Raw genomic sequence first — 23,785 nt, forward strand, 5'->3', positions numbered from 1 at the left:
GTGATGGTTACGCCAAGTGGGAGTTAGTAGTCTGCGCACACACGGAGTTATCGCACAGATAACTACTTTCAAAAGGGGTACCATGACTTTTCTTCGCCCAGCTGTTCTTTCCGCCGCTCTCGCCCTGGTGGCGATCGCTGCTCACGCAACGCCGCTGACCGGCGTTTTCGCTGTCACGGTGAGCGAGGGTCTCACGAACGGATCCGGATTCGACACGACCGGCGGCAACCCGTTTTCTGGCAATAACAGCGCCAGCGCGACGTTCACGTATACCGGCGGGATCAACTTCAGCAACACGGCTGCGCAAAACGGTCCTGGACCGGCCGGCGACACCAATGCGGCGTTTGGGTTCAGCACGTCGAATGTGTCGGGCTACTCGGGTTCTGGTACGGTGACATACGGTACTCAGCAGGTTGCAGACTATGGCAGTCTGTCCAGCTTTCTGCTGTCGAGCGGCAGTTCGAGCGGTTTTGACTACGGCTCTTACTACACCTTCGACCTGGGTACGCTGGCTGCGAACACGATACTGACCATCACGCATGACGATGGCATCAGCGTGTACCAGGGCGGCAACCGCGTGGGCTCCTCGGCCTCCGGTGCGACCAGCGTGACCACCGACACGATCACGTTGGCGTCCGGCGGTGACACGATGCTGCGCTATGCGCGTGAGAACGGTACGCCGTCGGTGCTACAGGTAAGTGCGGTTGCGGCAACTCCGGAGCCGTCGAGCCTGGCGTTGCTGGGTACGGGTCTGCTTGGGATGGCGGGCATGATTCGCCGTCGTATGACGGCATAGTTGCTGAGTTGCATGGGACCCCGGCTGCTGCCGGGGTCCTGCGCTTTTGGGATCAACAAAGCTGCTATTATTTAGGGGTGGTTTGCCGCGTGAGTCGATGCCGCGGATCCCAGAACTACCACAAGGCTGGTGCAACTCCTACCAGTGATGTGGGGCTGTAGCTCAGCTGGGAGAGCGCCTCGTTCGCAACGAGGAGGTCAGCGGTTCGATCCCGCTCAGCTCCACCAATACTGTTTGTCGGGTTTTCCCCGTGACGGTGGTGGTCCGTTTCAAGATATTTTTATCGGCCTAGACGCACGATTTTGAGCGGCGGTGATGCTGCGCCAGAATGACCCGTTTACACGAATGTTGATGAAGTCAATACGGCGATGCGGACGCACTTGACGCGGCAAGAAAATTTGCTCTTTGGGATTTATTGCAGGCAGAAGTGGCCCTTCATTCGGGGCGATGATGGAAAGAACAGACCTGGGAAAGCCCTCGGACGCCATGTCCGAGGGCGTTTTTTTGCTTACAGGTGAAACGGTTTGGCGACTCTTTTGGATTACCGGTGAGAAAGAGGGCGGGCGGGATTGCCGGCGACGGTGATGCCGGGCGGTACATCGTGGGTGACGACGCTGCCGGCGCCGATAACGGCGTTATCGCCGACGGTGATGCCGGGGAGGAGGATGGCGCCGCCGCCGATCCAGACGTCGGCGCCGATGCGAATGGGCTTGCCGGATTCGAGCCCCTGGTGGCGTGCGCTGGGGTCTCGCGGGTGGTCGGCGGTGTAGATCTGCACGGCGGGGCCGATCTGGGTGCGGGCGCCGATGTGGATCTCGGTGACGTCGAGCAGGACGCAGTTGAAGTTAAGGAAGACGGAGTCGGCGAGGTGGATGTTGTAGCCGTAGTCGCAGCTGAAGCTGGGGCGGACGATGACGCCGGTGCCGCAGGTGGCGAGGAGGTCACGGAGGATGGTGTCGCGGGCCTCCGGGATGGCGATGTTGTAGTTGACGAGCGCGGTTTCGCAGCGGGTGCGGTCGGCGACGAGCTCGGGGTCGAGGGCGTTGTAGAGGTCGCCGGCGAGCATCTTTTGCTTTTCGGAGCTACCTGGTTCGGTTCGGTCCATGCGTTTTGCCTCGCTTTGCTTTGCGAACTGGGTCGGGGGACTTTGGTGTCGTTACCGTGGCCCGGCGATGCTCGCCGACGGCTTTGGCTTTCTCTTGAAGTTGCTGGAAGGATTGGGGCGGGTCGCCCGATTCGAGCATGGCTCGGAAGACCTGATAGGGATCGGTTTTCGATCCGGACTTGTGAAGCGTCTGCTCGTCGTTGACCCAGGCGTAGACGATGACCTTCTGCTCGGTTGAGAAGCGGAAGAACAGACGATATCGTTCGTGGAACTTGGCACGGAACCAGTGACGGTTGTCCGGGCCCAGCGTGTTGCCCTGCCGGAACGCTGCCGCACCGGGGTCGCGTGGAATGATCTGGTGGATGTGACGTTCGATGGTCGCGAGCAGCTTGGTTGCCGGGGCTTCGCGATAGCCGACCGGATTTTTGCGGGCGAGTGTTTCTACGTGCACGGTCAGCTTCTCGAGCTGTTGCTGAAAGAGCGGATGTGCGTAGAGACGCCAACCGTTGACGGTCATCCGAGATCGACCGTTGCGTCCAACGGCTCGTCCGGTGAGACGGCGATGTCTTTCGTGAGAGCGCGCATGCGGGCTTTGAGGTCCAGATTGAGTGGACGGATGGTCTCGGGTGCGTTTGCGACGTCTTGCGCGAGAAAGGCTAGAAACGATGCCATGACCGGATCGGGATCTCTGCGCGGCTTTGGATCCGCCGTGACAAGCAGGCGTCCGGGAGCGATGATTTGTGCCACAACATCGCCGTTGAATTCGGGGTTGCTTTTGAACAGAGCGCCTTCAAAGCGGAATCCGGAGGAGTTGCCGGCTTTGATCTGCTTGCCGCGATAGCGGGTTGCCGTCGACGAAGGGGTCTTCGCTTTCTTTTCCGATGCGCGCATGCATAACCTCCGAAACTGTAAGCACAAGTGTACTCACGGCTGCTAGCGCGCGTCCAGGCCGGCCGGATTCGGTAAAAGCTACTTGCGCTTCCAGGTGACGCCGGATTCGGTGTCTTCGAGGAGGATGCCTTTTCCGAGGAGTTCGTTGCGGATGCTGTCTGCGAGCATTTTCTATTTTTTTCGGTGGGTGGGTCCAGGTGCATGCGGTTTGGATGCGTCAGCATTTGAGTAACCTCCCTGATGTGCTTGAATTGCGAGTAGGAAACGGCCTGCGAATGGTTGCGCTTCACCTATGCACTATGATCGATGCTCCTATCGAGCGATGCTTCGATCTTTCACGGAGTATCGAGGTTCACCTGTTGGGAACGGAGCAGACCGGAGAGCAGGCTGTTGGAGGCGTTACGTCTGGCCTGATCGAGCTGGGAGAGTTCGTGCGGTGGAGGGCGAAACACTTCGGTGTGACGCAGCACCTCGCGAGCCGCATTACTGCTTACGATCGACCAGCTTACTTCCAAGACACGATGGTCGAAGGGGCGTTCCGGTCGATGCAGCACGACCACTTCTTTAAGGCGCTCGCGCCCGATAGGACCGAGATGACAGACCGGTTTGTTCTTGCAGCACCTTTGCCGGTGCTCGGTCTTATCGCGGAAAAGCTGGTGCTCAGGCGATACATGCGCAACTTGCTGACGCACCGGAACGAGTTGCTGAAGCAGGTTGCGGAGGCGGATCAGTGGAAGAGTTTCTTGCCCGGATGATCCGAACAGACCGAATGAGGAGACTATGTCGAAACGGCAACAAAGATTGCTGCTTGCCTGTATCGGGGGACTGGGAGGCTTGCTCGTCGACAATTGCCTTGTCGGGAGCAGGTTAGCCTTCGGTCAGATGATGCTCTGCACCGTGTTGGTCTTCGGCATTGTAGGGATTCAGGCTGGCAAGACGTTACTGCGCCCGCGGCAAGCTGGTGTGGCTTTAGCGCTTATCGTGTTGCACTTTTTAATGCTGGTAAGGTATGCAGCCTGGTTTCCATTCACCAATATGATTGTCGGCATCCTGGGCGCTGGAGCCGAAGCGATCGTGCTGATTTTTCTTTATGCTCGCATCGGGCAGGCTGTCGACCCGAAAGGTCCCTACGGCTTAACGAGCTGCAGAAATCGAGAAGAGACGCGTGCTTCACGAGCGTTTCAAATGACACATTGCCGATTGGTTCTTTACCCGTCTCGGCACAAGTAGCGTGCCAAAGGTGGTGACCGGAGATAAGTGGCGGCTTGAAATGCAGGTTTCTCCGCTACGCACCCACGGTGAAGCTGTGGGTGCTCCGGTCGAAATGACAATGCATCGGAGCTCCGGCCCCGTTTTTTCCTGTTTATTTGCGCTTCCAGGTAACGCCGGATTTGGTGTCTTCGAGGAGGATGCCTTTTTCGAGGAGGTCGTTGCGGACGCTGTCGGCGCGGGCGAAGTTGCGGCGTTTGCGGGCGTCGTTTCGTTCCCCGATGAGGCGTTCGATGTCGGCGTCGGAGAGGGTGAGCAGGTTGAAGAGTTCGGGGGCGATGCTCGCCTCGCGGCCTTCGGATTGCGCCCAGGCGATGGCGCTGCGGGTGATGGCGGCATCGCGGTCGGTGAGGACGTCGAAGACGGTGTCGAAATCGTTGAGCAGGGCGCGGGTGGCGTCGAGGTCGTCCGCGGAGACGGTGCCGTGGTCGAGGGCGATGTTGACGGCGCGAACGACATCGAAGATGGCGGCGCGGGCTTCGGCGGTGTTGAGGTCGTTGGAAAGGGCGGCGTGGTAGGCGTCGCGTTTTTGATGGAGGAGGGTCGCGAGGTCGGAGTTCGTTGTTTGTGGGTCGGCGTTTGTGGTTCGGGATTCGTTGTTCGTTGTTCGTTGTTCGGGGGTCGAGGGGAGGGCGTCACCTCGGCGGCTAGAGCCGCGGTCTTCGTCTCTCGCTCGATCTACCTCGGCGGCTAAAGCCGCGGGTTGCGGTGATGCACCTGTGGCTACCACGGGGGCTAAAGCCCCAAAGTTATTTTGCGATGCAGAGTGGATGCGCTTTGCGAAGGTGCGGAGGCGGTCGACGGCGCTGCTGCTTTCGGTGAGGCCGTCGAAGGTGAAGTTCATCTGGTGGCGGTAGGGGACCGAGAGCAGGAGGAAGCGGATGGCGGAGGCGCGGTGGCCCATGAGGAGGAGGTCGCGGAGGGTGTAGAAATTGCCCTCGCTCTTGGACATCTTCTTGCCTTCGACGAGCAGGAAGCGCACGTGGAACCAGTGCTTCGCGAAGGACTGGTGCGAGGCGCACTCGGACTGCGCGATCTCGTTTTCGTGGTGCGGAAACATGAGGTCTTCGCCGCCGGCGTGGAGGTCGAAGGTGGGGCCAAGGTGCTTCATGGCCATGGCGGAGCATTCGATGTGCCAGCCGGGACGGCCGCAGCCGAGCGGCGTGTCCCAGGAGGCTTCGCCGGGCTTGCATGCCTTCCAGAGAGCGAAGTCTCGGGCGGAATCCTTGCCGTATTCGTCTACATCGACGCGGGCGCCGTCTTCGATGCCTTCGAGGTCCTTGCCGGACAGCTTGCCGTAATCGGGGAAGCGGTCGATGCGGAAGTACCAGGAGCCGTCGTCGGCCTTGTAGGCGATGTCTTCGGAGGCGAGCCGCTCGATGAGGGCGACCATCTCGGGGATGTTTTCGGTGGCGCGGGCGAGGATTTCGGGGCGCTCGACGCCGAGGGCGTCCATGTCTTCGAGGAAGGCGCGCTCGTACTTGGCGGTGTACTGATCGATGGGCATGCCCGCGGCGTTGCTGTTGCGGATGATCTTGTCTTCGACGTCGGTGATGTTCATGACGTGCTGTAGACGCATGCCGCGGAGGCGGGCGTAGCGGCGAAGGACGTCGACGTGGAGAAAGGTGCGGAAGTTGCCGATGTGGCCGTAGTCGTAAACGGTGGGGCCGCAGCAGTACATGCGGAGGGTGTTGTCGCGCTCGGGCGTGAGCGGTTCGATGCGGCCGCCCAGGGTGTTGAAGAGTTCGATCGCCATCCTGGCCTGGGGTGTTCCGCTGGGACTTGCGTGCTGGCCCGGTTGGTCCTGCCGCCGCAGTCTGCTTTGATTCTAGATGAGTGGCGGCGAGAGAAAGCGCGCAGGAAACACGAGGGGCGGAGATGGTTGACATGCATCGCTCTGGTTCCTAGTCTCAAATCCATGGAAGTTCAGCTCACACCAGATCAGCAGGCGTTCGCGCGACAAGCGATCGAGGCCGGCAGGATCGGCCACGAGAGCGACGCGGTGCAGGAGGCGCTTGCACTTTGGGAACATCGCGAGCGCACCCGGCTCGAGGTTCTGGCCGTGGTCGATCGCGCAGAGGCATCCTTGATACGGGGCGAGGGCCGGGTCATCGATGAGCGGTCGATGCTTGAACTCGCGACCGAGGTGAAGCAGCGTGGACGAGCGCGGCTGCACGCCAGGCAGATCCTAGCCTAGCGATGACGCACCGCCTTTCACCCGAAGCAGAAGCCGAACTGGACGGCATTTGGGAATACATTGCCACCGAAAGCGGCAGCCTGGTTGTGGCCGACCGCTTTATCGACGGGCTTACAAGACAGTTCTATTTGTTGGCAACGCACCCCTACATGGGTCATCGCCGCGATGAGGACTTGCGTCCAGGCATGCGGAGCTTCGTTTTCGGGAGTTACCTGATCCTCTACCGGACCGAAGGTGAGGACGTGCTGATCTTGCATGTGGTGCGAGGAAGCAGAGATATTGTGGCGCTGTTTGGACACTAGCCAAGGCAGTGCCGGGCTCAAGGCCTGTTGGCTTTCTGTTCGCTTTCAGCGGGCTAAAGGTCGCTGTTTCTCCCTACCCGAGGCGGAGTTGGGGGGTGGCGTTGAGGGTGGTGGGGGCGAAGTCGCCTGCGAGGAAGCGGGGCCAGGCGGCGGCGGCGATCATGGCGGCGTTGTCGGTGGAGAGGGCGGGTGGTGGGAAGGCGACGGTGAGGTTGCGATGTTGCGCGGCTTCGGTAAAGCGTTGGCGGAGGGCGCGGTTGCTGGCGACACCGCCGGAGATGATGAGGTGGCGGGCGCCTGTGTGTTCGGCGGCGCGCAGGGTTTGGCGCACGAGGTTGCCGACGACGGCGTGCTGAAAGCTGGCGATCAGGTTGAGGGTTTGGGTGTCGCAAAGGGCGCGGGCGTCGTCGAGGGTGGGGCGTGTGGCGCTGCCGGAAGCCGTTGGGGGAGAGAGGCTGCTGCTGGGCATCGATGCTGCGTTGCTGCTGTTGGGGGCCAATGAGGTGAGGGCGCTGAGGGCGGCGTGGCGGGCAGTGGCTGCGGCGCGCATGTTGTGGGTTTCGACGTAGCGGAGAACGGCGGTCTTGATGCCGCTGAAGCTGAAGTCGAAGGTGGGTTGATCGGGCGTGCCGCGGTCAATGGTGGTGAAGTGGAAGCGAACGGCTTCGGGGTTTCCAAAGGCGCTGAGGCGGTCGATCCAGGGGCCGCCGGGGTAGGGCAGGCCGAGGAGTTTGGCGACTTTGTCGTAGGCTTCGCCGGCGGCGTCGTCGACGGTGCGGCCGATGTTGCGATAGTGCCACGCGCCGTTGTGCTGCGAGGCGAGGTAAAGGTGGGTGTGGCCGCCGCTGACGACGAGGGCGAGGGTGAGTTCATTCGCGGCGATTTCGGTGCTTTGCAGCAGGGCGGCGTGGATGTGGCCTTCCAGGTGATTGATGGCGAGGAGTGGCTTGCCCAGGCCGAAGCTGAGTGACTTGGCGAAGGAGATGCCGACGAGCAGTGCGCCGGTGAGGCCGGGGCCGGCGGTGACGGCGATGGCGTCGAGGTCGGCGTAGGTGGCGTTGGAGGTGCGCATGGCTTCGCGGACGACGGGGACGATGTTGCGGAGGTGTTCGCGTGAGGCGAGCTCGGGGACGACGCCGCCGTAGAGGGCGTGCAGGTCGACCTGGGAGCTGACGACGTTGGAGAGGACGTCGCGGCCGGCGCGGACGACGGCCGCGGCGGTCTCGTCGCAGGAGCTTTCGATGCCGAGGATGAGTCCGGTGGACACGTTGTTCAGTGTAGAGGTGCTGCGGCAGTCAGGGGTCGCGCACAAAGCTGCGGCAGACGGTTCAGGCGGTTTTTGCTGCGGCGCTCCATCGCTGCCAGACCTTGAGCAGGAACAGGGTGACCGCGATGATGACCGGGCCCAGGATGAAGCCGGAAATGCCAAAGACTGCGACGCCGCCCAGGATGGCGACAAAGATGACGGCGGTGTGCAGGTCTGTCTTTTTGCCGACCAGGGCGGGATAGAGAATGTTGTCGATGTTGCCGACGACGATGCCACCCCATGCGGCGAGAATTGCGGCCTTGACCCAGCTCTGCGTCAGGCCGAGGTAGAGCGCGATGGGAACCCAGGCGACGAACGATCCAAATGCGGGTACGAGGCAGCAGAGGACCGTGATGGAGGTCCAAAGCAGGGCACCGGGGACGCCGAGCACAAGATAGGCCAGACCGGCGAGTGCGCCCTGGATGAGGGCGATGACGAAGCGTCCTGCGAAGATGGCCTGCACCACTTGGCCGGTCTGGTGGATGAGGTCGTGGGCGTCTGCGGGTTGCAGCGGAAGGAACGTCGCGAGGGCGTCCTTTGCCTGCCGGTGATCGCGAACCAGAAAGAAGTAAAAGAAGAGCAGAAGCACGGCACTGGTCAGGCCGCTGGCCACGCCACTGAAGAAGGCAGCGATGGGCTGCGCGGCGGAGCCGGCGACCCGGCGGGCGATGCCGGGCAGATCGGCTTGCTGCGCTGCCTGTTGCACGTAGCGGCCGATCTTTGGATGGTCGTGGGCGATGCGACTGAGGGTGCTTTCGGCTGATCCGTTCTGCACAAACTGAATGAGGGTGACACTCTCGCCGATCAGATCGCGCACGATAAAGAAGAGTGGCACCAGCAACGCCAGCGTGACCAGAAGCACGGAGATGGTGGCGGTGAGCGAGGGGGAGAGACGCTTTTCCATCCACAGGGTGAGTGGTTGGGTACAAACGGCGAGCGCCACCGCGCCGACGATGGAGAAGAGCAGGGCGCGGGTGAACAGCAGTGAAACAACGATGCCTGCCGCTGTGAGCAGGAAGAGGGCCAGCATGCGCCAGGGCAGCGTGTCTGGCAGCGCGGTATGCGTCTGAGACGGCGATGTCTGGATGTGAGGCAAAGCTGTCTGGGTGGAGATCGATTCTGTGTCGGTCAAGGTGCTCCGGGGCGTCTGCTTCGGGGTTGGATGCGCGACACGGCATGCCAGGGAACGAAAGCATGAGCAACGCATCCAACGAGGCATGGCGGGGTTGGCGGAGGCGGTGGCGACGAAGGAGTTTCAGGCGGCGCTCTGTGTGGTGGAGACGCTGCGGGGGCGGGGATTTCAGGCGTACTTCGCGGGCGGGTGTGTGCGCGATCTGCTCTTGGGGATTGCGCCCAAGGATTATGACGTGGCGACCAGCGCGCGGCCGGAAAAGGTCTTGCTTGGGTTTGAGCGGACGTTTGGCGTGGGCGCGCATTTCGGCGTGGTAATTGTGTGTACCGCGCATGAGGCGAGCGGATGCGAGGTGCGGACCGAGGTTGCGACCTTTCGCGATGACGGCGTGTACCTGGACGGGCGGCGGCCGGAGCAGGTGACGTATTCGGAGTCTCCGGAGCAGGATGTGGTGCGGCGCGACTTCACGGTGAATGGCATGCTGCTGGATCCGGTCGGCTTGGATCCGCTTGCGCTGCGTGAGGGCGAACTGCATGCGCGTGTGCTGGACTTTGTGGGTGGGCAGCGAGACCTGGAGGCGCGCGTACTGCGTGCGATTGGCGATCCCGCGCGGCGGTTTGAGGAAGACAAGTTGCGCATGCTGCGCGCGGTGCGGTTTGCAGCGCGGTTTGAGTTTGCGATTGAGTCGGCGACGATGCGTGCGATGCAGCAGCAGGCCGCGAGTATCGCGCAGGTGAGCGCGGAGCGGGTGCGCGAGGAGTTGACGCGCATGTTGACCGAGGGGCACGCAAAGCGCGCCTTTGAGCTGCTGGATGAGAGCGGGTTGTTGCCGCATGTGCTGCCCGAGGTGGCGCGTATGAAGGGCGTGGAGCAGCCGCCGGAGTGGCATCCTGAGGGCGATGTGTGGGTGCATACGCTGCTGCTGCTGAGCAAGCTGCCGGCGGGGGTGGCGCCGACGCTGGCGTGGGGCGCGTTGCTGCACGATGTTGGCAAGCCGCCGTGCTACCGCGCGCCGGATGCGAAGGATGAGAAGCCACGCATCCGGTTCAACGGGCATGCAGAGGTGGGTGCGACGATAACGCGCGCGATTCTGAACCGCTTGCGGTTTTCGAACGACGAGATCGACCAGGTTGTCTCGCTGGTGGAGAACCACATGCGGTTTGGCGATGTGAAGAACATGAAGCAGTCGACGCTGCGGCGATTCTTTCGGCTGCAGGATTTCCCGGAGCATTTGCAGTTGCATTGGCTGGATGTGACGAGCAGCCATAACCTGTTGGGCTTGTATGAGTACGCGAAGGAGTATTACTTCGCGGTGCCCGAGGAACAGCATCGTGCGGCGCCGCTGGTGACGGGTCGTGACCTGATTGAGGCGGGGCTGAAGCCGGGGCCACGGTTCAAGGAGCTGTTGCGCGAGATCGAGGATGCGCAATTGGAGGGGCGTGTGCGTTCGCGGGAGGACGGGCTGGCGATGTTGCAGGAGTTGCTGGCGCGGGATGCAGACGTGGTGACCGCATGAGCGCTCCGCGAAGCGTGCTGGTGATTGGCGCGGGCATGGCCGGGCTGGGCGCGGCGCGTGCGCTGGCGGAGGCCGGATGCGCGGTGACGGTGCTGGAGGCGGGCGACCTGGTGGGTGGGCGTGTACGCACGCACGTGACCGGCGAGGGGCTGCCAGTGGAGCTGGGCGCGGAGTTCGTGCATGGGCGGCCGCCGGAGCTGGTTGCCTTGATTCAGGAGCTTGGGCTGGACACGGTGGAGCGCGATGGTGCGATGCTGCTGTTCCACAAGGATGGATCGCTGACGGATGCATATGCGGAGGACGGGGACAGTGACGCGAGCGATGTGCCGGACGCGTTCGATGTAATGGAGCGGCTGCGCGTATGGAGCGATGCGGACCCGGCGAAGGACTTGAGCTTTGCGGACTGGCTGGCGGAGCAGGATTTGCCGGAGCAGTCGCGGGCGTCGGCGACGGGGTATGCGGAGGGATTCAACGCGGCGGATGCGCACGAGTTGTCGGTGCGGTCGCTGGCGGTGCAGCAGGCGGCGGAGGATGAGGTCGGCGGCGATGCTGGGTACCACGTGAGCGGCGGCTATGCGCAGGTGGCGGAGCGGCTGGCGGCAAAGGTGCGCGAGGCGGGCGGGACGATTCGGCTGCGGACGCATGTGTCGGCGATCGCGTGGAAGCCCGGCGAGGTTTCGGCGGAGCTGGTGGACGACGAATGCGTGCGCGCGGAGGCTGCGGTGGTTACGCTGCCGCTGGGCATTCTGCAGAGCGGCACCGTACCGATAACGCCCGAACCGGGCATGGTGCTGCAGCACGCGCAGCGGATGCGGATGGGGCAGGTGTGCCGGATTTCGCTCGTGTTCGAGCGGCGGTGGTGGGCGGAGCTGGAGCATCCGCGCAGTGAGGATTTGAAGCGGTTATCCTTTCTGATCGATGCGGATCGCGATCCGGGTTCGGTTCTGCATCCGCGCTTTCCGGTGTTTTGGACGAACTTTCCGGAGGAGAGTGCGGTGGTGACGGCGTGGACGGGCGGACCGCATGCGGATGCGTTCGCGTCGCTGGATGAGCATGCGATTGCGCACCTGGCGTGCTCGGAGCTGGCGCGGATTTTTGGGCTGGAGCGCGAGGCGGTGTTGAATGAATTGAAGTCGCACCACATGCATGACTGGACGCGCGATCCGCTGTTTTGCGGTTCGTATTCGTGGGTGCCGGTGGGTGCGGTGGATGCGTCGGCAAAGATGAGTGAGCCGGTGGAAGGGACGTTGTTTTTCGCGGGCGAGCACACGGATGTGACGGGGCATTGGGGCACGGTGCACGGGGCGTTGCGGAGTGGGTTGCGGGCGGCAAAGCAGGTGCTGGCGGCGTGAGACTTTGCGTGGCAAAGTAGGTCAGGTGGCTTCGGGGCGTTCTTCGAGGAGTGGGCGAGCGGGGGCGGGATTTGCCTTGGAGGCGGTGACGATGGCGACGGCGGCGAGGATGATGGCCATGGCGATCCACTGCTGGCCGTGGAGGGATTCGTGTAGGAAGATGGCGCTGAGGATGACGGCGACGATGGGGTTGACGTAGGCGTAGGTGGCGACCTTGGCGACGGGCACGTTTTCAAGCAGGAAGATGTAGCAGGAATAGCCGACGAGTGAGCCGGCGATCGAGAGCCATGCCAGGGCGGCGAAAACGCGGGGCGTCCAGATGGCGGTGTGCCAGCCGCCTGCCGCGGTGCCGATGAGGACGTTGACCGTGCCGCCCATGCACATCTGCCAGGCGGCGCCGAGTGTTGGGTCGAAACGCGAAGGGTAGCGGCCGGCGATCAGCGAGCCGGCGACCCACGACAGTATGCCGAAGAGAAGGATGACGGTTCCGAGGGCAAGGGCATTGTCGGCGGAGGATGTGTGGCCGTGCAGGACGAGGCCATGGCGCAGCACGGGTGTGAGCAGCAGAAGCAGGCCGCCCATGCCGAGCGCGGTGCCGAGCCAACCGGTGCGGTTGAGCGGTTCGCCGCCGGGGATGAACGTTTCGAAAAGCGCGATGAGCATGGGCACGCTGGCGGTGAGCAGCGAGGCGTAGCCGGCGGTGATGTATTTTTCCGCGCAACCGAGCAGGACGTTGTTGCCGGTGAGCAGGAAGAGGCCGAGGATGAGCAGGCGGAGGGCTTCGCGGCGGTCGATGCGGATGGACTGGCGGCGCGCGAGGCGGTAAAGCAGGATGATCGCGCCCGCAGCCCAATAGCGGAAGCCGGAGACGAAGCCGGGCGTGAGGTATTGGACGGCGTAGCGAATAGCGACAAAGGTGGAGCCCCAGAAGACATAGACGCAGACGAAGGCGGCGATGATGGCGGCCTGCGCGGGGCGCTTGTTCTGGGATGTGGGCATGTGTTCAGGGTAGCAATGAGACGTCGGGGCTTCGCCTTCTCATCGCCGCTGCTTTACCATCGGGGCTGTGGACTTTCTGAACAAGAAGCGCTTTGAGTTGACGCGGGCGACGAAGCGGGCGGAGAGCGATGCGGACCGGCTGGTGAGTGCGTCGGTGCGCGGTTCGGAAGACGAGGACCTGGAACTGAAGCTGCGGCCGGTGTGGCTGCGGGAGTTCATCGGGCAGAGCAAGGCAAAGGAGCAGTTGCAGATTGCGCTGGAGGCGGCGAAGAGCCGCGGCGAGGCGCTGGACCATGTGTTGCTGTATGGGCCGCCGGGGCTGGGCAAGACGACGCTGGCGACGATCATCGCGAATGAGCTGGGTGTTGGATTTCAGCAGACGAGCGGACCGGCGCTGGAAAAGCAGGGCGACCTGACGGCAATTCTGACCAACCTGCGCGAGCGGCAGGTGTTGTTTCTGGACGAGATCCATCGGTTGCAGCCGGTGCTGGAAGAGAAGCTGTACACGGCGCTGGAGGATTACAAGCTCGACATCATCATTGGGCAGGGGCCGGCGGCGCGGACGCACATTCTGGCGATCCAGCCGTTTACGTTTGTGGCGGCGACGACGCGGCCAGGGTTGTTGAGCTCGCCGTTGCGGTCGCGGTTCGGCATCCTGCTGCGGCTGGAGTTCTACACCGATGACGAGCTGCGGTTCATCGTGGAGCGTTCGGCGGAGGTGCTGGGCGTGACGATTGACCACGATGGCGCGGCGGAGATCGCGATGCGGTCGCGTGGCACGCCGCGCATTGCGAACCGATTGCTGCGGCGTGTGCGCGATTATGCGCAGGTGCGCGCGGGTGGCGTGATCGACCGCGCAACGGCTCAGGCGGCGCTGACGATGCTGGAAGTGGATGCGCATGGCTTCGACGAACTGGACCGGCGGCTGCTGCGCCTCATCATTGAGCGATACGACGGCGGGCCGGTGGGGCTGAACACGCTGGCGGCGGCGCTGGGCGAAGAGGAAGACGCCTTGGAAGAGGTGTACGAACCGTTCCTGATGCAGATCGGCTTCCTGAACCGGACGCCGCGCGGGCGCGTGGTGACGCGGCTGGCGTATGAGCACTTTGGGCTGGCGCCGCCGGTGAAGGCGCAGCAGTACGAGCGGCCGACGCTGTTCGAATAGGGCATTGACACTGAGGCCCGGCAACTTGTAACAAAGGCTATTCCCTGGAGTAGCTGCCTGATGCGTTGCCTGTTTTCCCTTGTCTTGCCTGCTTGTCTGTTGTGCGTCTTGCCTGTGCTGCGGGCGCAGAGTGCTGCTGACCTGCAAACGCTCGCTGACCTGAAGACTGCTTCCAGGCAGATGCAACTGGAGTCGGAGGGTGCGACGCCGTTTCGAATGGAAGCGACGTTTGAGACTGCAGACTTTTTGGGTAGGCCGGATAACCAAGGACGATGGACCGAGGAGTTCGCCAAGCCCGAGTACCTGCGGCGTACCATCCGGGACAGCAACTCTCCGGAGAACTACGCGCCGGAGGACCAGGCGGACATCGGTGTCCCCGCGCCCACGATGAGCGGCACGTTCATGCAACGCCTGCTGATTGACGCGTTACTGCGTCCTGGGATGAGCGATCAGGTTCTCGGGCAGAGCAAGGTAACGTACAAGACTGAGAAAGTGGGCGCGGTAAGCCTGCGCTGCGTGATTCTGGAGCCGCTGAAGAAGGCGGATAATGTGTACCTGAAACGGGTGATGACTCGTGCGTATTGCCTTTCCGCAGACAGGCCTGTCATTCGGCTCACACAGCTGGCGTTTGGCATCAATGTGGCTTACAACAGCATCGCTCACTTCGGCGACCGGACATTTGCGCAACAGATTACCGCGTCTGAACGCGGGCACGACCGAGGAAAGCTGCAGATAACCAAGCTGGTTGCGGCGCCCGGTTTATTGCAGGCGAATCTACCCAAATGGAACCAGGCGCCGCCAGACGATGCTGGCGACACGGGTGCATCACAGACAGGTGCGGTGAGGACGGACGCGAAGATCCAGGCGGGAAGCATTCTGAAGAAGGTAACGCCGGTCTACCCGCTGGAAGCCAAGCAAAAGCACATGTCGGGCTCAGTGTTTCTGCACGCGATCATCTCAAAGGAAGGTACAGTCAGTTCGCTCGAAGTGATCTCCGCACCCGCTGACACTCTGGCGGAGGCCGCGGTGGAAGCGGTGAGTCAGTGGCAGTACAAACCGTACCTGGTGAATGGAAAGCCTACGGAAGTGGACACCACGATTACCGTGAATTTTCAGTTCGGCTGAACGAGATGACCGCTGCTACTGAACCGGCTTTGCTGCTGGTTTGACTGGTGACTTTTTCCTGGGCTTCGGTTTGGTGGCGGGTGGTGGGGGCGTCGTGGCGGCGGCCTGCTTGCTGATGGCCTGATCCTTCAGGAAGGCGATCACGTGTTCTTGCGATGCGAGCTGCTTTTCCTGGGCGGCGGCGAGGGTTTGCACCTGGTCGGCGAGGGTGTTGCGGGCGCTTTGCAGGGCCGTGAGTGCGCCGTTGAGCGACTCGGCCTGCGGCGTTGGGGCGTTGGCGCGGGCGGTGACGGAGACGCGGATCATGACGGCGCACAGGGCGTCGAGGTTGCGCAGCAGTGGAAGCGATGCGGCGATGGAGGCGGGCTGCGCGTCGGCCGCGGTGACGAGCTGGGGAAGTGTGGTGCTGACGTTGCGTTCGACCGAGCGGAGATTGCTGTCGGTTTCGTCGCGTGAGGAGCCCTTCCAGCGTTCGAGCTCCACCTGGCTGACGACCTGGCTAAGGTGATCGACGGCGGGAGCGATCAGGGTGGAGGGCTTTTGGAGCTCGGATGCCGTGTCGTTCGCCTGTTGTGATGCAGCTTGGTTCGCAGGCTCTGACGACGGACTTGGCGCAGTGGCTTGCGCCGAAGCGGCGTTCCCGGAGGCCAGCAGCGCGGCGAGTAAGAGCAAGGTGCGGCAGGCGGGTGCGTTCACGATGCTGGGCTCCTTGTGGTTCATGCGGTGGCGAAATGCAGGTTTCTCCGCTACGCACGCGCAAAGGGCGCGCGTGCTTCGGTCGAAATGACAGTGCTATGGTGCGACGGAGCGGTGTTGATGTCGTGCTGCTGTTGAGAAAGGTGATGTTTGCTGGTGTACATCAAGCTCGTGAGCTTGCACGGACATTGGGTTGTGCAAGGACGAAGCCCCGGCGTGTTGCCGGGGCTTGCTGTTCGGGGTGGCGGAAGTTACGAGGCGGACTCGACCGCAACAGGCTCGAGTGTTTGCTGGGACTGACCAGCGGGCTTGGGTGCTTCGCTGGCGCCGCCGGGCTTGCGGATGTCGATGCCGCCCTTGAAGAAGGCGCCGTCTTCGATGGAGATGCGGGCGGCGATAACGTCGCCAGTGAGCGAACCTTCGCTGCGGATATCGATCCGGTCGGAGGCCTGGCAGTTGCCGCGGACCTTGCCGAGCACGACGACTTCGCGCGCGGAGATGTTGGCGGCGACCTGGCCGTTGCGGCCGACGGTGACGCGATTCCCGGGCAGGTTGATCGTGCCCTCGATGCGGCCGTCGATGTAAAGCGACTCGGAACCGGTGACTTCGCCCTTGATCATGAGGCTTTTGCCGATGGTGGCCTGTTCACCGGAGGCTGCCGCGGGCGCCTGCGGAGTAGCCGTGCGGGTGCTGGGCTGCTCAAAGCTGGCGGGGCTGGCGGAGGGGACACTCGGACGGATCGGTTCGGGTGTGTTCGGGTTAGCGTTGCCGGTTCCGGGAGTGTTCGGTTTCCACATCTGGTCGGGGCTTCCTTTCAGGATCGTGATGGGGGGTCGTCGCAGGGCGAGGACAACGAGCGTGCGGGCGCAGCGGGCGAAACACGCGGGCGTTGCCGTGGCTCTGTAAAGCATCTTACGCGCGTCTCGGTAGCCACTGCGTTGGCAAAGATTGCGCGGTGCGGAAAAGTCTTCCGTGCGGGACTGGAAATTGACGAAGTGCGCATGGATGTGCGGACACGTGGCTACAGTTGCGGAGAGCACCACGCAGCATCTAGGCTGCGCGTATGCGTTCCTTTGTTTGTTGCCTGTTGCTGCCTGTGATCACCGTGTTTGCGCAGAGCAAGCCTGACGGGAAGACGGCGAAGCCCGAGGCGAAACCGGCCAAGCCGCCGCGCACGCACAGCGTGACGCTGGGGCCGGTGAAGCGGGTGCCGTTTGTGGCGGCGGATGTGTCCAGGGAGGAGAAGGAGGACGAGGCGGGAACGATCCGGGTGCGTCCGCTGTTTGTGGACACGCGGCAGAAGGAGTGGACGACAGGCGAGATTCACGAGATCACAGAGCGATCGTTTGCCGTGCAGCGCGTAATGCACGTGAACGACACATTGCCGGACGAGCGAGGCGCCCGCTGGGTATGGCAGCCGGGACCGTGGATGCTGGTGGACCGCGTAACGGGGCGGGTGAGCGCGCTGCACCTGCCGGACTTTGACCCAGGCGTGAGCGAAGTGACGTGGTATCGCGACTTCGCGGCGTACTGCGGCGTGCATACGACGGCAAAGGGCGGCGGCCTGAGCGCGGTAGTGTGGCAGATTGGATCGAGGCATGCCGCGATCGACCGTGTCATTGGCAAGTGGCCGCAGCCGGAGCACGCGCGGCCAATATGCCAGCCGGCAAAATGGCAACGTGAGCCGATGCGGGTGACGTTGCAGCCGACGGGCGGCGAGAAGCTGAGCCTGGATGTGGTGGGCAGCTCGACCGCGCTGGTGGAGGATGGCGATGATGACGACGGCAATTGAGCCAGTTGCGACGGCAGCAGGAGTGGAGCGCGCGCCGGTTCTCGATCTCGAAATCCTGTTGGCGGACGCCGCGGTGGCGCATGGCCATTTGTGTGCCGGGCAGGTGTTGGGGGTGCGCATGGCCATGTTTGCGTGCGCGCTGCTCCGCGTTGCTGACCCGCGCGGGGCGGACCGGAAGCGGCTGGTCACGTTTGTGGAGATTGACCGCTGCGCGACCGATGCGATCGGCGTGGTGACGGGCTGCCGCCTTGGCAAACGAGCGCTGAAGTTTGTGGACTGGGGCAAGATGGCGGCGACATTTGTGGACCTGCAGCGGGTGTGCGGCGAGGACGTGTACGCCGGCGTGCGCGTGGCGGCGCTGGAGAGCTCCAAAGATCTGGCGCGGCAGCGTTATCCGCACATGGAAAAGAAAAATGAAGCGCAGATGTTGGCGTATCGCGAACTGAGCGATGCGGAGCTGTTCACGGCGGAGTGGGTGGAGGTTTCGCTGCCTCCGCGTGAGTTCCCGGGGTTCAAAGGGCCGCGGGTGGCATGCGCGGTGTGTGGCGAGGGCGTCAGCTATGGGCGTGAGCTGGAGCGGGACGGTGAGGTGCTGTGCCGCGGCTGTGCGGAGCCGGAGGCGCGGTACTACCGGCCGTTGCGGTGCGCTGATGCCGGATAGAGAAGCGCACTCTCCGAAAAGGGATTGGGCTTGCGCCTTTGGGTAAGTGGAAACATGCGGGAGAGAATGCAGCTTCTACCCAGCTGTACTTACTCCGAGTAAGTTGGTGCATCGTTCTGATGTGATAAAGAAGGGCCGGTGCTGAAGAGCACCGGCCTGAGCAAAGTCTGAGTTACTGGATGTAACAGGCTACTTAGTAATGACGGTAGCCGTAAGGCCGGCCGTAGTAGGCGTGATAGTAAGGACGATAGTATGGGCGGCCGTAGTAGCCGGGATACCCATACGCGTAGGGAGCATATCCGTAAGGGCGGTAATACGGGCGGTACCCATAACCGTAGCCGTAGCCATACGCCGGGTGGCCGACCGAGATACCGAACGAGACTTGCGCGTCGGCCTTTTTCGGTGCGGCAAACATCAGCGCACCGGCAAGAGCTGCGCCTGTAATCCACTTCGTCAACGTTTTGGTGATCTTCATGTTGCTACCCTCCGTGTTACCAAACTGCTTTCGGTTAGGTAGGACACAGAGGCGTAGGAAATGTTGCGCGAGCCCCACGCAATTTATTTTGAAATGCAGAGGCGGTCTGGAAGAAAGCAGATCCCTTCGCTTCGCTACGGGATGACAAACGCGAGTGCTTCATGACGTTACGTGGCTTCGATTGCCGCGGCGACACGCAGGAGCTTTGCTTCCTGAAAGTGGCCCGCGAGCACCTGAACGCCGATGGGGAGCCCTGTGCCCGTGGCGCCGCACGGCACGGAGATGCCGCAGATGCCGGCGAGTGACGGGCCGACGGTGTAGATGTCGGCGAGATACATGCTGATGGGGTCGTCGACGCGCTCGCCGAGCTTCCAGGCGGGTGCGGGCGTGCTGGGGGTGACGATGGCGTCGACCTCGGCGAAGCTGCTCAGGAAGTCGCGCGCGATCAGGGTGCGGACCTGCTGCGCCTTGCGGTAGTAGGCGTCGTAGTAGCCGGCCGAGAGGGCGTAGGTGCCGAGCAGGATGCGGCGCTTGACCTCGGCGCCGAAGCCTTCTTCGCGGCTTTCGCGGAAGAGCTGCTGCAGGTTTTTCGCGCCTGCGGCACGGTGGCCGTAGCGCACACCGTCAAAGCGGGACAGGTTGCTGCTGGCCTCGGCGGTGCAGAGCACGTAATAGGTGGGCACGGCGTATTGCGTGTGCGGAAGTTGGATGGGCTGCACGGTATTGCCGGCAGAGCGGAGCTGGTCGAGGGTGCGCTCGACGGCTGCGCGAATTTCCGGGTCAAGGCCTTCGGCGAAATACTCCTGCGGAACCCCGATGCGCATGCCCGTGGCGGGTGTGCCGGCGGCGGCGACGTAGTCGTCGACCGCGGCGTGGCTGCTGGTGGCGTCCATGGGATCTGGGCCGGCCATGACCTGCAGCAGTTCGGCGACATCGGCGACGGAGTTGGCGAACGGGCCGACGCGGTCGAGCGAACTGGCAAAGGCGATGAGGCCGTAGCGCGAGATGCGGCCGTAGGTGGGCAGGAGGCCGACGACGCCGCAAAAGGCAGCGGGCTGACGGATGGAGCCGCCGGTGTCTGTGCCGAGCGAGGCAGTGCAGAAGCCAGCCGCGACGGCTGCCGCGGAGCCGCCCGAGGAGCCGCCGGGAACGCGGTCGAGCGCGCGTGGGTTGCGCACCGGGCCGTAGGCGGAATTTTCGTTGGAGGAGCCCATGCCGAAGGCATCGCAGTTCAGCTTGCCCATCAGGATGGCGCCCGCGGCGTCGAGACGGGCGACGCCGGTTGCGTCGTAGGGCGGGTGGTAGTTCTTCAACATGGCGGAGCCTGCGGTTGCGGGTGCGCCCTGCATGGTGAGCAGGTCCTTGACGCCGACCGGGACGCCGGCGAGCGACGGTAGCGGGTCGCCGGCCTTGGCGAGGTCGTCAATGCGGGCGGCCTGCGAAAGCGCGCGTTCCTCGGCGAGGGAGAGGAAGCTGTTGATCTCCGCGCCGGGTACTTGGTCGTGGGAGCGAACGCGAGCGAGTTGCTGCTGTGCGAGCGCGGTGGCGGTCACGTCACCGTTGGCGATGGCGGAGCGGATCGCGGCGACGCTGCGGGTGGTTTCGGTGTCTTGGGACATGCGAGCTTTCTCGGAAGGACAGGGGACAGGGGACAGGCAATAGGGAGCAGGAACAGGGACCGGCGTGTTAGCGCTCGATGACTTTGGGGACTTTGAAGAAGCGGCCGTCGGTTTCGGGGGCTTCGTGGAGGATGGCGGCGCGCGGGAAGGACGGGCGCTCTCCGTCGGTGCGGAGGTCGCCGCCGGCGGGCGCGGCGGGAGTCTGCAGCAGTTCGCCAACCTGTGCCATGGGCGGAACGCCGGTGGTGTCGAGCTCCTGAAGCTGCGCGACGTGCGCAAGGATGGCGTTCAGGTCGCGCTGCATGCGCGGTTCTTCGTCCGCAGTCAGGTCGAGGCTGGCGAGCGCGGCCACGTGGCGCACATCGTCAAGCGTGACGGAGGCGGTGGCCGCGTGGGCGGGTGCGGGCGGTGCGGCGTTCGGATCGGGACTGTTGCTGTCTGTGGGCATCGTCGGGGGCGTCATGGTCGGGCCATCATGGTCGGGAGGTGCGCGGGTAACGGGGACGTGTGCCCGGTTCGGCCGCGAAGAAAAGTATATCGGTCACCGCGACGCCACTGACGCGCGCGAGGTCGGCGACGAGGCGCGGCGTGTTAGCGCGGAGCTCGGGGAGCCAGGCGGGGTCGCGTACCTCCGCGGCGGCCTGTGTGCCATCGAGGCGGACGATGGACGATCGCTCGGCAATGGCGTGCCCCGCTGCGACCGGCCACGCGGCGGTAACGCGGTCGAAGGGCGTGAGGGCCGCGAGCGAGGTCCGCAGACTGGACCGCAGGATGTCACGCAGGGACTGCATCGGGCCGGCCTTTGCTTGTGGTGGCGTTTCGCCGGCGAACGGCGGTAAGCCACTGCGTTACGGTGGCGAGGTCGTCGATAGGTGTGTGGGTGGCGCAGGTGCAGGGGCCGGCCTCGGTGCCGCGCAGCAGGAAGCGGTGAGGGACACCGGCAGCGGCACCGGCCTCGATGTCGGAGCAACGATCGCCGACCAGAACCGACGCGGCAAGGTCGATGCCGTGCTCGGCGGCGGCGCGCAGCAGCATGCCCGGCTTTGGCTTGCGGCACTCGGTGTCGCGGCGGTAGTCGCCCAGGCCGTGTTCCGGGTGGAAGGGGGAAAAATAGACGGCGTCGATCGTTGCGCTTTGTTGCTGCAGTGCGTCGCGCATGGCCTGCATGAGCGTGTGGAACTGCGCCTCGGTGTAAAGGCCGCGCCCGATGCCGGCCTGGTTCGTGATGACGATGACGGGCATGCTCGCAGCGTTTGCGGTGGAGATCAGATCGGCGGCACCGGGGACGAAACGCACGTCTTCATAGCGGTGAAGGTAGCCGACCTCTTCATTGATGACGCCGTCGCGATCGAGGAAAAGCGCGGGACGCAGGGGCTGGGGCATACCGCAATGGTAGCCGCCGGGGCGCTCTGTCGCATCGCAACAGCAGCGGGTGGCGGACCCACCGGCAGCAGGAGAACACGATGAGCGAGACCAACAACGGGGCCGGGACGAATCCGCAGATTTCCACGCGCGACGAAAAGCCGCAGGCCGCGAACAGCGAGAAGACGGCCGAGGAAACCGCGACTGCCGGGCAGGCGCACGTGGCGGAGGAGCCCTCCGGCTACCGTGGCGAGAACCCGAGCACGGCCGGGCTGGGCGGCACCAGCATCCGATCGGCGACGCCGGAGAATGCTCGCGGACATCTCGATCCGTCTGCCCCTGGGGAAACCGGCACGACACCTGGGACAACTCCCCAGAAGTAAAGGCGGCGGTTACCAAAGTGCGCTGGTTTGACGGGTACGACGCGGGAGCAAAAAATGGGGGCTTCGCATGAACGAAGCCCCTCTTCTCCCAGGTCTGTGTTACGAACTGCTTCCATATTGATGCAATCTGTTGGGCGGCGCATCCCCTGAACGTGGGAGCATCGGGTTACGCACTACTCCCGTATTCAGTGATTCTTTCATGTTGTTACGTGAGTAGGTGAAGATCGACTTGCCGGAAGCGAGGGGGATCTGCGGTGTGCGTGGGCGACCCAGTACAATTTCGCTGGCGGGCCTATAGCTCAATGGTTAGAGCAGCGGACTCATAATCCGGTAGTGAGTGGCTCCGGAAGGCAGTACAATCGTTTCAGCGGCGAGGGCGAGAAAAGCTCAGCAACAGCCGTAAGGGCCTATAGCTCAATTGGTTAGAGCAGAGCACTCATAATGCTTTGGCTCCAGGTTCAAGTCCTGGTGGGCCCACCACAACATCCTGAAAACGCCTCTCGGTACAATTCCGGTACAGTGCTCGGTACAGAGCACTGTACCGGAGGCATCGTGGCGACCATCGTCAAGACCGAATCGGGCACCTGGAAGGCTCTCATCCGGAAGACCGGATGGCCCTCTACAGCGAAGACTTTCCGGACGAAGCGCGACGCTGAGGACTGGTCGCGGCGCACCGAAGACGAGATGGTGCGCGGGGCCTACATCCAGCGCGCCGGAGCCGACCGCCTTACTGTTGCCGACGCGGTGAAGCGCTACCTCGCGGAGATCACGCCCGGTAAACGCCCCAGCTCCCAAGTCTCAGACCGCCAGCGCGCAACCATTCTTACAGCGGAGCTCGGCAAGTATTCCCTGGCAGCCGTTACGCCCGAGGTCGCGGCCAAGTTCCGCGACGCGCGGCTTGCCGGCGAGGACCGCAAGGATGCCGATGGCAAGCCGACCCCCCGTTCCAATGACACTGTGCGGCTTGACCTCGCCCTGCTCGGTCACCTGTTTACGATCGCGATCAAAGAATGGGGCGTTGGGCTTGCGATGAATCCGGTCATGAACATACGCCGTCCAGCTCCCACGCCTGGCCGGAACCGCAGAATCACAAAAGACGAAGAGGAGAAAATCCTGAAAGCCGTTGCAGCGCACAGCAATCCGAAGCTCCGTTGGATCGTCGGTATCGCCTTGGAGACTGGGATGCGCTCTTCAGAAATCACCAGCCTACGCGTTGGACAAGTGGATCTCTCCCGACGCATCGTACGGCTGCTTGAAACCAAGAACACGACACCAAGGACAGTTCCCCTGAGTCAGCATGCGACGGAGTTGTTCCGCCAAGCGGTGAGTCATCCTGCCAGGCCAAAAGACACCGACCTGATCTTCTATGGGGAGCCAGGAAAGAGCGAGAAGCGCCGGCCTTACGTGTTCAACCCTATCTGGCTCAAGCTAAAGCGTGAACAGGGGCTCGCAGACCTTCGATTTCATGATCTCCGGCATGAAGCTGTGAGCCGCTTTGTAGAGGCTGGCTTCTCAGATCAGGAAGTGTCAGCAATCAGTGGTCACAAATCCATGCAAATGCTTAAGCGTTATACCCATCTACGGGCGGAGGATCTGGTCTCCAGGCTGGATGAGCGTCTCTGAATCGAACGCTCGTGCTCAA

Annotated in this window: 27 protein-coding genes and 2 tRNA genes; 15 read left to right on the forward strand and 14 right to left on the reverse strand. The window is 63.3% G+C overall.

The window, feature by feature from the left end:
• Positions 1-82: 82 nt before the first annotated feature.
• Positions 83-796: a PEP-CTERM sorting domain-containing protein gene (locus ACOFKT_RS01485; RefSeq protein ID WP_419805674.1), complete on the forward strand. Its 714-nt coding sequence runs from the start codon at positions 83-85 to the stop codon at positions 794-796.
• Positions 797-947: 151 nt separating this feature from the next.
• A tRNA-Ala gene (locus ACOFKT_RS01490) sits at positions 948-1,023 on the forward strand.
• 314 nt (positions 1,024-1,337) lie between these two features.
• On the opposite strand, the gene ACOFKT_RS01495 is transcribed toward ACOFKT_RS01490, so the two are convergent.
• The 3 genes from ACOFKT_RS01495 to ACOFKT_RS01505 are packed head-to-tail and all read right to left on the reverse strand — an operon-like array spanning position 1,338 to position 2,792.
• Positions 1,338-1,901 carry a sugar O-acetyltransferase gene (locus ACOFKT_RS01495; protein WP_419805675.1) on the reverse strand — a complete coding sequence of 188 codons (564 nt, stop codon included), beginning with the start codon at positions 1,899-1,901 and terminating at the stop codon, positions 1,338-1,340.
• Positions 1,879-2,418, reverse strand: a complete 540-nt coding sequence (locus ACOFKT_RS01500) for a type II toxin-antitoxin system YhaV family toxin (RefSeq protein WP_419805676.1) — start codon at positions 2,416-2,418, stop codon at positions 1,879-1,881. The genes ACOFKT_RS01495 and ACOFKT_RS01500 overlap by 23 nt, the downstream gene beginning before the upstream one ends.
• Entirely contained in the window at positions 2,415-2,792 is a 378-nt protein-coding gene (locus tag ACOFKT_RS01505; protein ID WP_419805677.1) for a type II toxin-antitoxin system PrlF family antitoxin, read from the reverse strand. The genes ACOFKT_RS01500 and ACOFKT_RS01505 overlap by 4 nt, the downstream gene beginning before the upstream one ends.
• A gap of 299 nt (positions 2,793-3,091) precedes the next feature.
• Between ACOFKT_RS01505 and ACOFKT_RS01510 the strand changes: the two genes are divergently transcribed.
• Positions 3,092-3,547: an SRPBCC family protein gene (locus tag ACOFKT_RS01510; RefSeq protein ID WP_419805678.1), complete on the forward strand. Its 456-nt coding sequence runs from the start codon at positions 3,092-3,094 to the stop codon at positions 3,545-3,547.
• A gap of 25 nt (positions 3,548-3,572) precedes the next feature.
• On the forward strand, positions 3,573-4,022 hold the full coding sequence (locus ACOFKT_RS01515; protein WP_419805679.1) for a hypothetical protein: 450 nt from the start codon (positions 3,573-3,575) through the stop codon (positions 4,020-4,022).
• 133 nt (positions 4,023-4,155) lie between these two features.
• Here ACOFKT_RS01515 and cysS read toward each other — a convergent pair whose 3' ends face one another.
• Positions 4,156-5,817 (reverse strand): cysteine--tRNA ligase, encoded by a 1,662-nt coding sequence (cysS, locus tag ACOFKT_RS01520; protein WP_419805680.1) that lies wholly within the window; start codon positions 5,815-5,817, stop codon positions 4,156-4,158.
• Between the two features lie 162 nt (positions 5,818-5,979).
• Between cysS and ACOFKT_RS01525 the strand changes: the two genes are divergently transcribed.
• Positions 5,980-6,258, forward strand: a complete 279-nt coding sequence (locus tag ACOFKT_RS01525; RefSeq protein WP_419805681.1) for a hypothetical protein — start codon at positions 5,980-5,982, stop codon at positions 6,256-6,258.
• 2 nt (positions 6,259-6,260) lie between these two features.
• Positions 6,261-6,560 (forward strand): type II toxin-antitoxin system RelE/ParE family toxin, encoded by a 300-nt coding sequence (locus tag ACOFKT_RS01530; RefSeq protein ID WP_419805682.1) that lies wholly within the window; start codon positions 6,261-6,263, stop codon positions 6,558-6,560.
• 73 nt (positions 6,561-6,633) lie between these two features.
• Here the strand turns inward: ACOFKT_RS01530 and tsaD are convergent, their stop codons facing one another.
• The gene (tsaD, locus tag ACOFKT_RS01535; protein ID WP_419805683.1) at positions 6,634-7,827 is read right to left on the reverse strand and encodes a tRNA (adenosine(37)-N6)-threonylcarbamoyltransferase complex transferase subunit TsaD; all 1,194 of its coding nucleotides are present in this window, start codon (positions 7,825-7,827) and stop codon (positions 6,634-6,636) included.
• A 61-nt stretch (positions 7,828-7,888) separates the two neighbouring features.
• A complete protein-coding gene (locus ACOFKT_RS01540) occupies positions 7,889-8,998 on the reverse strand; it encodes an AI-2E family transporter (protein ID WP_419805684.1) in 1,110 nt (369 codons plus the stop codon).
• A gap of 85 nt (positions 8,999-9,083) precedes the next feature.
• Here ACOFKT_RS01540 and ACOFKT_RS01545 point away from each other — a divergent pair, with 85 nt between their 5' ends.
• On the forward strand, positions 9,084-10,514 hold the full coding sequence (locus ACOFKT_RS01545) for a CCA tRNA nucleotidyltransferase (RefSeq protein ID WP_419805685.1): 1,431 nt from the start codon (positions 9,084-9,086) through the stop codon (positions 10,512-10,514).
• Positions 10,511-11,866, forward strand: coding sequence for a flavin monoamine oxidase family protein (locus ACOFKT_RS01550; RefSeq protein WP_419805686.1), 1,356 nt, complete (start codon positions 10,511-10,513; stop codon positions 11,864-11,866). Before ACOFKT_RS01545 ends, ACOFKT_RS01550 begins: the two co-directional genes overlap by 4 nt.
• 21 nt (positions 11,867-11,887) lie before the next feature.
• Here ACOFKT_RS01550 and ACOFKT_RS01555 read toward each other — a convergent pair whose 3' ends face one another.
• The gene (locus ACOFKT_RS01555; RefSeq protein WP_419805687.1) at positions 11,888-12,865 is read right to left on the reverse strand and encodes a DMT family transporter; all 978 of its coding nucleotides are present in this window, start codon (positions 12,863-12,865) and stop codon (positions 11,888-11,890) included.
• 97 nt (positions 12,866-12,962) lie between these two features.
• Here ACOFKT_RS01555 and ruvB point away from each other — a divergent pair, with 97 nt between their 5' ends.
• Positions 12,963-14,030: a Holliday junction branch migration DNA helicase RuvB gene (gene ruvB / locus ACOFKT_RS01560; protein ID WP_419807074.1), complete on the forward strand. Its 1,068-nt coding sequence runs from the start codon at positions 12,963-12,965 to the stop codon at positions 14,028-14,030.
• 114 nt (positions 14,031-14,144) lie between these two features.
• A complete protein-coding gene (locus ACOFKT_RS01565) occupies positions 14,145-15,155 on the forward strand; it encodes an energy transducer TonB (protein ID WP_419805688.1) in 1,011 nt (336 codons plus the stop codon).
• A gap of 15 nt (positions 15,156-15,170) precedes the next feature.
• Here ACOFKT_RS01565 and ACOFKT_RS01570 read toward each other — a convergent pair whose 3' ends face one another.
• Positions 15,171-15,851, reverse strand: a complete 681-nt coding sequence (locus ACOFKT_RS01570; RefSeq protein WP_419805689.1) for a hypothetical protein — start codon at positions 15,849-15,851, stop codon at positions 15,171-15,173.
• Between the two features lie 251 nt (positions 15,852-16,102).
• Positions 16,103-16,648, reverse strand: a complete 546-nt coding sequence (locus tag ACOFKT_RS01575; RefSeq protein ID WP_419807075.1) for a bactofilin family protein — start codon at positions 16,646-16,648, stop codon at positions 16,103-16,105.
• Positions 16,649-16,914: 266 nt separating this feature from the next.
• Here ACOFKT_RS01575 and ACOFKT_RS01580 point away from each other — a divergent pair, with 266 nt between their 5' ends.
• The gene (locus tag ACOFKT_RS01580) at positions 16,915-17,643 is read left to right on the forward strand and encodes a hypothetical protein (RefSeq protein WP_419805690.1); all 729 of its coding nucleotides are present in this window, start codon (positions 16,915-16,917) and stop codon (positions 17,641-17,643) included.
• Positions 17,624-18,304, forward strand: a complete 681-nt coding sequence (locus ACOFKT_RS01585; RefSeq protein ID WP_419805691.1) for an FmdE family protein — start codon at positions 17,624-17,626, stop codon at positions 18,302-18,304. The genes ACOFKT_RS01580 and ACOFKT_RS01585 overlap by 20 nt, the downstream gene beginning before the upstream one ends.
• 193 nt (positions 18,305-18,497) lie before the next feature.
• On the opposite strand, the gene ACOFKT_RS01590 is transcribed toward ACOFKT_RS01585, so the two are convergent.
• From ACOFKT_RS01590 to ACOFKT_RS01610, 5 genes are all read right to left on the reverse strand, one after another.
• The gene (locus ACOFKT_RS01590) at positions 18,498-18,779 is read right to left on the reverse strand and encodes a hypothetical protein (RefSeq protein WP_419805692.1); all 282 of its coding nucleotides are present in this window, start codon (positions 18,777-18,779) and stop codon (positions 18,498-18,500) included.
• Positions 18,780-18,946: 167 nt separating this feature from the next.
• The gene (gene gatA, locus ACOFKT_RS01595) at positions 18,947-20,398 is read right to left on the reverse strand and encodes an Asp-tRNA(Asn)/Glu-tRNA(Gln) amidotransferase subunit GatA (RefSeq protein ID WP_419805693.1); all 1,452 of its coding nucleotides are present in this window, start codon (positions 20,396-20,398) and stop codon (positions 18,947-18,949) included.
• A gap of 67 nt (positions 20,399-20,465) precedes the next feature.
• Entirely contained in the window at positions 20,466-20,861 is a 396-nt protein-coding gene (gene gatC / locus ACOFKT_RS01600; RefSeq protein ID WP_419805694.1) for an Asp-tRNA(Asn)/Glu-tRNA(Gln) amidotransferase subunit GatC, read from the reverse strand.
• A gap of 10 nt (positions 20,862-20,871) precedes the next feature.
• Complete coding sequence (locus ACOFKT_RS01605; RefSeq protein ID WP_419805695.1) at positions 20,872-21,189, reverse strand: DciA family protein; 318 nt, start codon at positions 21,187-21,189, stop codon at positions 20,872-20,874.
• Positions 21,173-21,781 carry a D-glycero-alpha-D-manno-heptose-1,7-bisphosphate 7-phosphatase gene (locus ACOFKT_RS01610; RefSeq protein WP_419805696.1) on the reverse strand — a complete coding sequence of 203 codons (609 nt, stop codon included), beginning with the start codon at positions 21,779-21,781 and terminating at the stop codon, positions 21,173-21,175. The genes ACOFKT_RS01605 and ACOFKT_RS01610 overlap by 17 nt, the downstream gene beginning before the upstream one ends.
• Before the next feature lie 80 nt (positions 21,782-21,861).
• Between ACOFKT_RS01610 and ACOFKT_RS01615 the strand changes: the two genes are divergently transcribed.
• The 3 genes from ACOFKT_RS01615 (at position 21,862) to ACOFKT_RS01625 (ending at position 23,766) form a co-directional block, all read left to right on the forward strand.
• Positions 21,862-22,143, forward strand: a complete 282-nt coding sequence (locus tag ACOFKT_RS01615) for a hypothetical protein (protein WP_419805697.1) — start codon at positions 21,862-21,864, stop codon at positions 22,141-22,143.
• 403 nt (positions 22,144-22,546) lie between these two features.
• Positions 22,547-22,623: transfer RNA gene (locus ACOFKT_RS01620), tRNA-Ile, on the forward strand.
• A 72-nt stretch (positions 22,624-22,695) separates the two neighbouring features.
• Positions 22,696-23,766, forward strand: a complete 1,071-nt coding sequence (locus tag ACOFKT_RS01625; RefSeq protein WP_419805698.1) for a site-specific integrase — start codon at positions 22,696-22,698, stop codon at positions 23,764-23,766.
• Positions 23,767-23,785: the final 19 nt, after the last annotated feature.

Origin of the sequence: Terriglobus sp. (assembly GCF_965201105.1) — a bacterium.
In the GTDB taxonomy this organism is placed as follows: domain Bacteria; phylum Acidobacteriota; class Terriglobia; order Terriglobales; family Acidobacteriaceae; genus Terriglobus.